The 12140-nt window shown below is 54.5% G+C and carries 11 protein-coding genes and 1 tRNA gene; 3 read left to right on the top strand and 9 right to left on the bottom strand.

All coding sequences use genetic code 11. The features are described from left to right. Positions 1-11: 11 nt before the first annotated feature. From nqrE to KO1_RS03780, 5 genes are read right to left on the bottom strand one after another with little or no spacing between them, the layout of a single operon-like run. Positions 12-608 carry an NADH:ubiquinone reductase (Na(+)-transporting) subunit E gene (gene nqrE / locus KO1_RS03800; protein WP_004099164.1) on the bottom strand — a complete coding sequence of 199 codons (597 nt, stop codon included), beginning with the start codon at positions 606-608 and terminating at the stop codon, positions 12-14. Between the two features lie 6 nt (positions 609-614). After that, entirely contained in the window at positions 615-1253 is a 639-nt protein-coding gene (locus tag KO1_RS03795) for an NADH:ubiquinone reductase (Na(+)-transporting) subunit D (RefSeq protein WP_004099162.1), read from the bottom strand. After that, on the bottom strand, positions 1246-2040 hold the full coding sequence (locus KO1_RS03790; RefSeq protein WP_004099160.1) for a Na(+)-translocating NADH-quinone reductase subunit C: 795 nt from the start codon (positions 2038-2040) through the stop codon (positions 1246-1248). The genes KO1_RS03795 and KO1_RS03790 overlap by 8 nt, the downstream gene beginning before the upstream one ends. After that, the gene (locus KO1_RS03785; RefSeq protein ID WP_004099158.1) at positions 2033-3271 is read right to left on the bottom strand and encodes an NADH:ubiquinone reductase (Na(+)-transporting) subunit B; all 1239 of its coding nucleotides are present in this window, start codon (positions 3269-3271) and stop codon (positions 2033-2035) included. Before KO1_RS03785 ends, KO1_RS03790 begins: the two co-directional genes overlap by 8 nt. Before the next feature lie 3 nt (positions 3272-3274). After that, entirely contained in the window at positions 3275-4618 is a 1344-nt protein-coding gene (locus tag KO1_RS03780) for a Na(+)-translocating NADH-quinone reductase subunit A (RefSeq protein WP_032727843.1), read from the bottom strand. A gap of 413 nt (positions 4619-5031) precedes the next feature. On the opposite strand from KO1_RS03780, the gene dpaA reads away from it, so the two are divergent. Then, positions 5032-5772, top strand: coding sequence for a peptidoglycan meso-diaminopimelic acid protein amidase (gene dpaA, locus KO1_RS03775; protein WP_004099152.1), 741 nt, complete (start codon positions 5032-5034; stop codon positions 5770-5772). Here the strand turns inward: dpaA and KO1_RS03770 are convergent. Together KO1_RS03770 and lpcA are read right to left on the bottom strand one after the other, a co-directional pair. Next, positions 5743-6510, bottom strand: coding sequence for a class II glutamine amidotransferase (locus tag KO1_RS03770; RefSeq protein ID WP_004099151.1), 768 nt, complete (start codon positions 6508-6510; stop codon positions 5743-5745). The genes dpaA and KO1_RS03770 overlap by 30 nt on opposite strands. A gap of 209 nt (positions 6511-6719) precedes the next feature. Next, positions 6720-7301 carry a D-sedoheptulose 7-phosphate isomerase gene (gene lpcA / locus KO1_RS03765; protein ID WP_004099149.1) on the bottom strand — a complete coding sequence of 194 codons (582 nt, stop codon included), beginning with the start codon at positions 7299-7301 and terminating at the stop codon, positions 6720-6722. Positions 7302-7539: 238 nt separating this feature from the next. Here lpcA and fadE point away from each other — a divergent pair, with 238 nt between their 5' ends. After that, a complete protein-coding gene (gene fadE / locus KO1_RS03760) occupies positions 7540-9984 on the top strand; it encodes an acyl-CoA dehydrogenase FadE (protein ID WP_004099146.1) in 2445 nt (814 codons plus the stop codon). 179 nt (positions 9985-10163) lie between these two features. Then, positions 10164-10934 carry an amidohydrolase gene (locus KO1_RS03755; protein WP_004099144.1) on the top strand — a complete coding sequence of 257 codons (771 nt, stop codon included), beginning with the start codon at positions 10164-10166 and terminating at the stop codon, positions 10932-10934. 211 nt (positions 10935-11145) lie between these two features. On the opposite strand, the gene KO1_RS03750 is transcribed toward KO1_RS03755, so the two are convergent. Both KO1_RS03750 and dnaQ read right to left on the bottom strand, forming a co-directional pair. Further along, positions 11146-11222, bottom strand: a tRNA-Asp gene (locus tag KO1_RS03750). 132 nt (positions 11223-11354) lie between these two features. Beyond that, a complete protein-coding gene (gene dnaQ / locus KO1_RS03745; RefSeq protein ID WP_085955793.1) occupies positions 11355-12086 on the bottom strand; it encodes a DNA polymerase III subunit epsilon in 732 nt (243 codons plus the stop codon). Between the last annotated feature and the right edge of the window lie 54 nt (positions 12087-12140).

The following is a 12140-nucleotide window of genomic DNA, read 5'->3' as shown; positions in this document are numbered from 1 at the left end:
ACTTTCCGCCCTTATAGCTGCACACCGGAGAATGACATAAAGCCCAGCGCCATCAGACCCGTGGTAATAAAGGTGATCCCTAACCCGCGCAGACCCGCAGGCACGTTTGCGTATTTCATTTTTTCGCGAATACCCGCCATCGCCACAATCGCCAGCAGCCAGCCGACGCCGGAACCAAAGCCGTAAACGATGGATTCGGTGAAGTTATAGTCGCGCTGTACCATGAAGGAGACGCCGCCAAAAATCGCACAGTTAACGGCAATCAGCGGCAGAAAGATCCCCAGCGCGTTATAAAGCGTCGGGAAGTACTTATCGAGGATCATCTCCAGAATTTGTACCAGCGCGGCAATCACGCCAATAAAGGTGATGAAGTTCAGAAAGCTTAAGTCAACGCCTTCCACCAGCGCGCCGTCGCGCAGCACGAGGTTATACACGAGGTTATTGATCGGTACCGCCAGTCCGAGTACGACCGTTACCGCAACGCCGAGACCGAAAGCGGTTGAGACCTTTTTCGACACGGCGAGGAAGGTACACATTCCCAGGAAGAAGGCCAGCGCCATGTTTTCAACAAACACGGCGCGGACAAACAGGCTAATGTAGTGAGCCATGGTCGGTTACTCCTTTTCCTGCTGTTCAGGCTTCCAGCTGCGCACCGCCCAAATCAACAAACCGATAATGAAGAACGCACTGGGTGCCAGAAGAAACAGACCATTTGGCTGATACCAGCCGCCGTTCTGCACCGTTTCCAGCACAGTAATACCGAATAGCTTACCACTGCCGATCAGCTCTCTCAGGAAACCGACGATGATTAGGATCGCCCCGTATCCCAGACCGTTGCCAATACCGTCCATAAAGCTCGCCAACGGCGGCGACTTCATGGCATAGGCTTCGGCGCGCCCCATCACGATACAGTTAGTGATGATCAAACCGACGAAAACCGAAAGCTGTTTCGAGATCTCATAGGCAAACGCGCGTAGCACCTGATCGACGACGATAACCAGCGAAGCGATAATCGCCATCTGTACAATGATGCGCACGCTATTCGGAATGTGGTGGCGAATCATGGAGATAAACATGCTGGAGAATGCCGTAACCAGCGTCACCGCAATGGTCATTACAAAAGCGGTCTCCAGCTTGGTGGTCACCGCCAGCGCGGAGCAGACGCCCAGTACCTGCAGAGTGATAGGGTTATTAGCGATAAGCGGCCCCACCAGCACGCGCTTCATTTCTTTCATGTCGCCCAAATCAGCCATTATTCAGCTCCCCTTCTCGCACCTTTTGCAGGAATGGGCCAAAGCCCAGTTTGCCCATCCAGAAATCAAAGCTATGCTGCACGCCGTTTGATGTCAGCGTTGCGCCCGACAGGCCATCAACGGCGTGCAGGTCGCCAGGACGCGCGCCGCCTTTGACGATTCTCAGCGCAGGCATCCCTTTATCATCAAGCACCTGTTTACCGACGAACTGCTGGCGCCAGTTGGGGTTTTCAATTTCCCCGCCCAGCCCCGGCGTTTCGCCATGATCGTAATAAGTGATCCCTTTTACCGTACGGCCATCGGTTTCCAGCGCCACAAACGCGTACATCACCGACCACAGACCGTTGCCGTAAATAGGGAGTACGACTTCCTGAATCTGCTGTTTTTCATCACGCACCAGATATATTTCGGCGATATTACTGCGGCGTTTAATACCCGCCGGATCCTGGCTGGCTTCCAGCTGCAAGCTCTGCTGCGGATCTTTCAGGGCCTGGGCCTGATTAAATTTGCTCGGGTCTTTATCCAGCAGCTCCCCGCTAGCGAGATCGACTAATCGTGGAGAGATGCGGGCCTTAAAAATATCGGCCACTTCATCTGCGCTCATTCCCTGCTTCATCAGACCGGCAACCGCCAGGATATTGCGCTGTTTATCAAGCGCGCGCTGCTCCTGCTGGCGCGATTTTAGCCCGACGGCAGAACCGGCGACCACGATTGAGCAGACCAGGCAAAGCACCAGCACCACCAGCAGCGTTTTGCCGATGCTATCGTTACTTTTATTCTCAGCCACGCGACTTCCTCCGCTTAATATTGGCCCGCACCACCAGGTAATCGAACAGCGGCGCAAAGAGGTTGGCGAAGAGGATCGCCAGCATCATCCCTTCCGGATAGGCCGGGTTGACGACGCGAATCAGGACGCACATCACGCCGATCAGCAGGCCGTAGCTCCATTTACCCTTATCCGTAAACGACGCGGACACCGGATCCGTCGCCATAAACATCATGCCGAAAGCAAAACCGCCGAGAACCAGATGCCAGTACCACGGCATGGCAAACATCGGGTTGGTATCAGAGCCAATGAAGTTAAACAGCGTCGCGGTAGCCACCATGCCGAGGAATACCCCAGCGACAATGCGCCAGGAAGCCACGCGACCGAAAATGATGATGGCGCCGCCGATCAGAATCATCAGCGTCGAAACCTCGCCAATCGAGCCCGGAATATTGCCGAGGAAGGCATCCATCCAGCTTACCGGCTGTCCGCTTGTGACATTAACCAGCGATTCACCGCCGCCGCTAGCCCACTGGGACAGCGGCGTCGCGCCGGAAAAACCATCCGCTGCGGTCCACACCAGATCGCCGGAAATTTGCGCCGGCCAGGCAAAGAACAGAAAGGCCCGCCCCGCCAGCGCCGGGTTGAGAAAGTTACGCCCGGTTCCGCCAAAGATCTCCTTGGCCATGACGACGCCAAACGTGATCCCGAGCGCAGCCTGCCATAGCGGCAGCGATGGCGGTACAATCAGCGCGAACAGGATTGAGGTCACGAAGAAGCCTTCGTTTATTTCGTGCTTACGCACGATAGCAAACAGGACTTCCCAGAACCCACCGACAAGAAACACGGTGATGTAGATAGGCAGGAAAAATACCGCACCCAGCGTCATCATACTGAGCCAGCCGGCATCAGCGGTGAAGTTTACCCCCAGCCACTGGGCAATGCTGTAGTGCCAGTTCCCGGCGATGACCTGCTGCAGCTGTTCAGCGCTATATAATTTAGCCAGCGCCGGTATGGTCTGCAGACCAACGTTATACATTCCCCAGAACATCGCCGGGAAAACGGCGAACCACACCAGTATCATCATCCGCTTAAGGTCGATGGCGTCTCTGACGTGCGCCGCTCCGCGCGTCACCTGACCGGGTGTATAGAACAGGGTCGCCGTCGCTTCGAACAACGGGTAGTATTTTTCCAGCTTGCCGCCGTGCGTAAAGTGCGGCTCAAGTTTGTCAAACAGTTGCTTTAAGCCCATCACTTATCCTTCCTGCTCAATCTGGGTTAACACGCTGCGCAATGCCGGACCATATTCATACTTGCCGGGACAAACGTAGGTGCAAAGCGCCAGGTCTTCTTCATCCAGTTCCAGACAGCCCAGCGCCTGCGCGCTGTCGGTATCTCCCGCCAGCAAATCGCGCAGCAGTATGGTGGGCAGAATATCCAGCGGCATCACTCGCTCATAGTTGCCAATCGGTACCATAGCCCGCTCGCCGCCGTTGGTATCCGTCGAGAAATTAAATAGCTTACGCTTCAGAAAGTGACCGACGGTGGTACGGGTAATGGAGAATTTATCTTTCCCCGGCATCACCCAGCCGAATAGCTCTTTCTCGCGCCCCTCTTTCACAACGCTTATCTGTAAATGAAAGCGCCCAAGGAAAGCATGAGGCCCGCACGCATGGGTTCCGCTGAGGACTGAACCAGAGATAATGCGGTTTTCATCGTCCAGCAGCTCATCTTCAAGCAGTTCATCAAGGCTGGCGCCTAAGCAGGTCTTTAACAAACGAGGCTCTTTGACCTGCGGGCCGCCAAGAGCAACGATGCGTTCGTTGTACAACTCCCCTTCAAGGAACACTTTGCCGACGGCGATAACATCCTGATAGTTAAGATGCCAGACCTGCTTTTTCAGGCTGACCGGCTCAAGAAAATGAATGTGAGTCCCCACCAGCCCGGCCGGATGCGGACCGGCAAACTGATTAAAGGTCACCTGGCCGACAGGATGCCCGCCAAGCTTGCCGCCGCCAGCCTGACACACGTGAACTTTACCGTCGGTCAACCGCGTCAACAGCGTCAAACCGGCGTCAAACGCTTCGCGCTGGGCCAGAATGATTGGCTGAGGATCGGCCGCCAGCGGATTCGTGTCTATCGCGGTGACAAAAATGGCCGCAGGAACGCTGCCCGGCGCAGGTATTTTACTGAAAGGGCGGGTGCGAAATGCCGTCCACAGCCCGGACTCCAGCAGCTGCTGCTGAACGCTCTCGCGCGTCAATCCGGCAAGTTCGGCTAATTCATAGCGGGGAAAATGAACGGACTCTTCGCCATCCACATCAATAACGACCGACTGCAGAACCCGGCGCTCGCCGCGATGAATGGCGCTGACGGTTCCACTCGCAGGTGCAGTAAAACGCACGCCAGGATTTTTTTTATCTTCGAACAGAAGTTGACCTTTTTGCACCCGGTCCCCTTCACGCACCGCCATTGATGGGCGCATACCGACGTACTCTTCACCCAACAGCGCAACGCGCTTGACCGCAGTCTTCGAAGAAATCTGCTGTGATGGCATGCCAGCTATGGGCAAATTCAGCCCTTTCGTGATTTTAATCATATCGTTAGCAGGTATCCGTTACTTAAACCCCGGTTTCGGGCCGAGGCCAGCATAATTAATGGAATATATGAGGAAGAAAGGAACATCATAGTCCTGGTGATTCACAAGACGGGAGAGAAGCATCCTTTCTTACCCTGAACAGTTAGCGGGCCAAGTGTAACATTTCGTGAGCGGCGCCTGTAGACAAACCGCCACTAAGTGGTTCTAAAATGCGAGCTATTACGCAAAGTTCTGACTGCGCTTTGCCCCAGGATTCGCTATAACGGAAAACTCAGACGTAAACGCAGCACGTCGTGCTTGCGAAAAAATGCCGTGATGCTAATGTGAGCGCTCTAAAACCAGAATACTCTGATTTCGGGTCTCTCTTGCCGTCCTGGCAATGTGGTTATTTGTTTTATCAAGGAACAAGTAGTATGCGCAAAATCGCATTATTTATTGCGATGCTTCTGTTGCCATGCGTTTCATTCGCAGGGCTACTTAGCAGTAACAGCTCGACAACGCCGATGAGCAAAGAGTATAAGCAGCAGCTCATGGGCTCGCCGGTCTACATTGAGATCTTTAAAGAAGAGCGCATGCTCGATCTTTACGTCAAGATGGGCGAAACCTGGCAGCTTCTCGACAGCTACCGCATTTGTAACTACTCCGGCGGTCTCGGGCCAAAGCAGCGTCAGGGCGACTTCAAAAGCCCGGAAGGTTTTTACAATGTTTCCCGTAACCAGTTAAAACCCGATAGTCGTTTCTATAAAGCGATCAATATCGGCTTTCCGAACGCCTACGATCGGGCGCATGGTTACGAAGGCAAATATCTGATGATTCACGGCGCCTGCGTATCGGTCGGCTGCTACGCCATGACCGATACCGGCATTGACGAGATTTTCCAGTTCGTCACCGGCGCCTTAGTTTTTGGTCAGCCCAACGTTCAGGTGAGTATTTATCCTTTCCGCATGACCGATGCCAACATGGCGCGCCACAAGTTTTCCTACTTCGCGGATTTCTGGAAGCAGCTGAAACCCGGGTATGATTACTTCCGCCTGACGCACAAGCCGCCGGTGGTTTCCGTAGTCGATGGCCGCTACGTAGTGAGCAAACCGCTCAGCCACGAAGTCGTTCAGCCACAGCTTGCTTCAAACTACACGGTCCCCGAGGCAAAATAGCGCCCACTCGCCTGGCATGATTTTATGCCAGGTTTCGTTACCGGTCAGCGGCTGGGTGGCGATAACGGTGACCACATCATTCGGTGTGGTCTCGCGTTGAAAGTCAATCTCGACATCCTGATCCAGCAGCGTCGCTACGCCAAACGGTGCCCGTCGCGTAATCCAGTATAAATTCGTTGAGCAAAACGCCATGACGTAGCGCCCATCGGAGAGCAGCATGTTAAACACGCCTTTTTCACGCAGCTCCCCGGCGAGCGTGGCGATAAACCGGAAAACCTCAACCATGTCTCCCGGCATTTCCGGATAGCGTTCGGTGATGCTATGTAGCAGCCAGCAGAACGCCTTTTCGCTATCGGTTTCCCCGACAGGATACAGATTTCCCGTCTCGAGAGACTCATACCCCTCCAGCTGGCCGTTATGCGCATAGGTCCAGTTACGTCCCCAGAGTTCGCGGGTAAAGGGATGAGTATTTTCCAGCGCGACAATACCGCGGTTGGCCTGACGAATATGGGCGATAACCGAGCAGGATTTAATGGGGTATTCCTGCACCAGCTTAGCGATGGGCGATTGAAAGCTAGGCTGCGGATCTTTAAATGTGCGACAGCCTTTACCTTCATAAAAGGTAATTCCCCAGCCGTCCTTATGCGGCCCGGTTCCGCCACCGCGCTGAACCAGCCCGGTAAAGCTGAAACAAATATCAGTTGGCACATTCGCGCTCATCCCGAGCAGTTCGCACATAGATCACCTCATACCACTTACTGAAACATAAAAGGCGTTACTGGTGCTGTCAGTTTGGACACGGCCAGCGCACAGAAACCGGAGCGTACTTCATGTACGTGAGGATGATTCGCTACGCTCACCCTCCGGGCCGCCCTGAAGGGCGTTCAAAACTCGGTGAGTTTTGTCTGAGCACTGACCGGGTTCAAAATGGCTAACAAAATAGCCTTTTAAGCTTTAACCATCTCTTTTTCGATCAGCATAATCAGGATATGTATCACTTTAATATGGATTTCCTGAATGCGGTCGGCATAGCCAAAATGCGGTACGCGGATTTCAACGTCCGCAGAGCCTGCCATTTTACCGCCGTCTTTACCGGTCAGGGTAATAACTTTCATGCCCTGAGCGCGGGCAGCTTCGATCGCTTTGATGACGTTACCAGAATTTCCGGAAGTGGAGATCCCCAGCAGTACGTCCCCTGCACGCCCCACAGATTCCACATAGCGCGAGAAAACATATTCATAGCCAAAATCATTACTCACGCAAGAAAGGTGGCTCACGTCTGAAATCGCAATGGCCGGATAGCCGGGGCGATTTTCACGATAGCGCCCGGTCAGCTCTTCCGCAAAGTGCATCGCATCGCAGTGCGAACCGCCATTACCGCAGGAGAGCACCTTACCGCCGGCCTTAAAGCTATCCGCCAGCAGCACCGCTGCGCGCTGAATCGCATGGATATTGGCTTCGTCCTGCAGAAAATTGGCCAGCGTTTCGGCGGCTTCGTTCAGTTCGTTACGAATAAGATCCTGGTACATGAGGATAATCCTTCAGTATGGGTGGGATAACCCAGGCAGTTTACCGGATAGCCGGCGAAGCGAGAAGCCGCAGGCGCGGTTATCCTCTGGCGTTTTGCTTTTATGTGCCGCAATTCCGTACAACAATGTGAGCAAGGTTGTAATTATTTTGTAAACACATTGCTAAAACAAATTACATCCACTACAACCATATCATCACAAGTGGTCAGACCTCCTACAAGACAGGGAGCATTTCTCTATGATGATTTTGAGTATTGTTGCAACCGTTGTTTTACTCGGTGCGCTCTTCTATCACCGAATCAGTCTGCTGCTCAGCAGCGCGATTTTGCTGCTCTGGACCGCCGCGCTCGGCATTGCAGGGCTGTGGAATATCTGGCTGCTGGTCCCGCTGGCAATCCTTTTACTGCCGTTCAATTTTGCGCCGATGCGCAAATCTATGATTTCAGTGCCAGCCTTCCGCGCTTTCCGTAAGGTCATGCCGCCGATGTCGCGTACCGAGAAAGAAGCAATTGATGCCGGGACAACATGGTGGGAAGGCGATCTGTTCCGCGGCAATCCCGACTGGCAGAAACTGCACAACTACCCGCAGCCGCGCCTGACTGCCGAAGAACAAGCCTTTATTGACGGCCCGGTTGAAGAAGCCTGCCGAATGGCGAACGACTTCGAAATCACTCACGAAATGGCGGATCTGCCGCCGGAGCTGTGGGCTTATCTGAAAGAGCATCGCTTCTTTGCGATGATCATTAAGAAAGAGTACGGCGGGCTGGAGTTCTCCGCTTATGCACAGGCTCGCGTTCTGCAAAAGTTGTCGGGCGTCTCCGGTATTCTGGCGATTACCGTCGGCGTGCCTAACTCATTAGGCCCGGGCGAGCTGCTGCAGCATTACGGTACGGAAGAACAGAAAAATCACTATCTGCCACGCCTGGCTCGCGGCCAGGAAATTCCCTGCTTCGCGCTGACCAGCCCGGAAGCGGGTTCAGATGCCGGCGCGATTCCGGATACCGGCGTGGTCTGCATGGGCGAATGGCAAGGCCAGCAGGTGCTGGGTATGCGTCTGACCTGGAACAAACGCTATATTACGCTTGCCCCTATCGCCACCGTGCTGGGGCTGGCATTTAAACTCTCCGACCCCGACCGTCTGCTGGGAGGTGAAGAAGAGCTGGGTATTACCTGCGCCCTCATCCCGACAACCACGCCGGGCGTTGAGATCGGTCGTCGTCATTTCCCGCTGAACGTTCCATTCCAGAATGGTCCGACCCAGGGTAAAGATATTTTCGTTCCTATCGACTACATTATCGGTGGCCCGACCATGGCCGGCCAGGGCTGGCGGATGCTCGTTGAGTGCTTATCCGTAGGTCGCGGTATCACCCTGCCATCGAACGCCACCGGGGGCCTGAAGTCTGTCGCCATGGCCACCGGCGCCTATGCGCACATTCGCCGCCAGTTCAAAATCTCCATCGGTAAAATGGAAGGGATCGAAGAACCGCTGGCGCGTATTGCAGGCAACGCCTACGTAATGGATGCTGCCGCCTCGTTGATAACCTACGGCATTATGCTTGGCGAAAAACCTGCGGTACTGTCGGCAATCGTGAAGTACCACTGTACCCACCGCGGCCAGCGCTCGATCATCGATGCAATGGATATTACCGGTGGTAAAGGCATTATGCTCGGCAGCGGAAACTTCCTGGCGCGGGCTTATCAGGGCGCGCCAATCGCCATCACCGTTGAAGGCGCGAATATTCTTACCCGCAGCATGATGATCTTCGGCCAGGGGGCGATTCGTTGCCATCCATACGTGCTGGATGAAATGGCGGCGGCGCAGAATAACGACGTTAACGCTTTCGATAAGCTGCTGTTTAAACACATCGGCCACGTAGGAAGCAACAAGGTACGCAGTTTCTGGCTGGGCCTGACTCGCGGCCTTACCAGCAGCTCGCCGACCCGCGATGCCACTCGTCGCTACTATCAGCATATGAACCGCCTGAGCGCCAACCTGGCTCTGCTGTCCGATGTCTCAATGGCGGTACTGGGCGGTAGTCTGAAGCGTCGTGAAAGAATTTCTGCGCGTCTGGGCGATGTGCTGAGCCAGCTCTACCTGGCGTCGGCGGTCCTGAAACGCTATGACGATGAGGGGCGTAACGAAGCGGACTTACCGCTGGTGCACTGGGGGGTGCAGGATGCGCTGTATCAGGCCGAGCAGGCGATTGACGATCTGTTGGTGAACTTCCCGAATCGTCTGGTAGCGGGCGCGCTTCGCGTGGCTATCTTCCCGACCGGACGTCATTACCTGGCGCCTTCAGACAAGCTGGATCATAAAGTCGCGAAAATCCTGCAGGTTCCGAGCGCGACGCGTTCTCGTATCGGCCGCGGTCAGTATCTGACGCCGAGCGAGCATAACCCGGTCGGTCTGCTGGAGGAAGCGCTGCTTGATGTGATGGCGGCAGATCCTATCCACCAGCGTATCTGTAAAGAGCTGGGCAAGAATCTGTCCTTTACCCGACTTGATGAACTGGCCCGTAACGCGCTGGCAAAAGGGTTAATCAATCAGGACGAGGCGGACATCCTGGTCCGTGCTGAAACCAGCCGTCTGCGCAGCATCAACGTCGACGACTTCGCCCCGGATGAACTGGCGACCCGACCGGTAAAGCTGCCGGAGAAGGTTCGCAAGATTGAAGCGGCCTAAAACTAAAAAATAATCACATCACGATCGAGGCGGGCCTCCCGCCTCTCTTTTTTCTGGCAGTTCTCCATAAGCGATATCCCGTCCTGTCATTTCTTTGACAAACTATTCCGTGAGCCCTCCGCCTGCTGATATGGTGTTAAAGTATTTATCATTCCTTTCACAACGCTGGAGTTACCACCGTGCCCGGACTGAAAATTACCCTTTTACAACAACCGCTGGTGTGGATGGACGGTCCCGCCAACCTGCGTCATTTCGATCGTCAACTGGAAGGGATTACCGGGCGGGACCTCATTGTTTTACCCGAAATGTTCACCACCGGTTTCGCGATGGAGGCGGCAAAACAGTCGCTATCGCAAGAGGAAGTGGTTGCCTGGATGGGAGCTAAAGCCGCGCAAACCAATGCGCTGATTGCCGGCAGCGCGGCGCTGCAAACGGAACGCGGGCCCGTTAACCGTTTTTTGCTGGTGGAGCCCGAGGGTAAAATCCATTTCTATGATAAACGACATCTGTTCCGCATGGCGGATGAACATCACCATTACCAGGCGGGTAACGAACGGGTCATTTTTGCATGGCGCGGCTGGAGGATCCTGCCGCTGGTGTGCTACGACCTGCGCTTCCCGGTCTGGTCGCGCAATCATAACGACTACGATTTAGCGCTGTATGTTGCCAACTGGCCCGCACCACGCTCAACGCACTGGCAGTCGCTACTGGTGGCCAGGGCTATCGAAAATCAGGCTTATGTTGCCGGATGCAATCGCGTCGGTACCGACGGCAATGGCCACCATTACCGGGGCGACAGTCGGATAATTACGCCGCAGGGCGAAATTATCGCCACCGCCGAGCCGCATCAGGCCACTCGCCTTGACGCAGAGCTTTCATTGACGGCGCTGAACGAGTATCGCGAGAAGTTTCCAGCCTGGCAGGATGCCGACCCCTTCACGCTCAATTAAAGACCGCATATCAGGGAGCCTGTGCTCCCTTTCTTTATGCCTTAAACCCCCGCGATAACGCGCCCCTGAGACCCCAGAGAAAACTCACGCTGCTCAGAGCAAAAGCGTTAATGCGGCATACCGCTCGCTGGCGAAAAGAGGGAAGAGTAATGATTCAGCAGGCTAAAACGACGAAAGCCTGAATCATTTCTGATTCAGGCTTTCTGAATAGTGGCGGAACGGACGGGACTCGAACCCGCGACCCCCTGCGTGACAGGCAGGTATTCTAACCGACTGAACTACCGCTCCACATACTGTTCCGTTGGGAACGAGGCGAATATTACGGTTTCCCCTCTACTCCGTCAACGCTTTTTCTTCATTTTTGAATCGCTTGCTGCAAAAATCACCCATCAGATTATTTTTAACGCGTTTACTGCACAATCATGCCCGCCACAGGCAGCTTCCGCCTTTCTTTTGTACCAGATCGAGGCGGGATTCATGGTTCACCAGCTCTTCATCAGTGGCATAAACTACGCGTAGCTTACTGGCTGCCCGGACAACGCGCTGTATTCCCGTATCTCCGGCCTGCCGCTGCCCTTCCCCTTCCATAGAGAAAGCCATCGTCGTCTGACCGCCGGTCATCATCAGATAAACATCGGCCAGAATCTGGGCATCGAGCAGAGCCCCATGGAGCGTTCGCTTGCTGTTATCTATTTCATAACGCGAGCAAAGAGCATCAAGGCTATTGCGCTTGCCCGGGAACATCTTACGCGCCAGGGCCAGGCTGTCGGTCACCTTGCAAAAAGTATCGGTCTTCGGAATGCCGCGATTCAGCTTGCTAAATTCATAGTCCATAAAGCCGATATCGAACGATGCGTTATGGATGACCAGCTCCGCGCCGCGGATGTAATCGAGAAACTCATCGACAACATCGCCAAACACGGGCTTATCCATGAGGAATTCGTCCGCAATACCGTGGACGCCAAAAGCTTCAGGGTCCACCAGGCGATCCGGCTTAAGATAGACGTGGAAGTTGTTCCCGGTCAGGCGGCGGTTGATCACCTCTACCGCGCCGATCTCGATTATCTTATGCCCCTCATAGTGCGCACCAATCTGATTCATACCGGTGGTTTCGGTATCGAGAACGATCTGTCGTGTAATTGCAGTGCTCATAGCGGTCATTTATGTCAGACTTACCGTTTTACGTATCGATTTCAATTACAGGAA

It is taken from the genome of Klebsiella oxytoca NBRC 105695 (assembly GCF_001598695.1).
GTDB classification, from domain to species: domain Bacteria; phylum Pseudomonadota; class Gammaproteobacteria; order Enterobacterales; family Enterobacteriaceae; genus Klebsiella; species Klebsiella oxytoca.
Note: the sequence above shows the minus strand (reverse complement) of the source record. Positions and strands in the feature narration are given on the sequence as shown.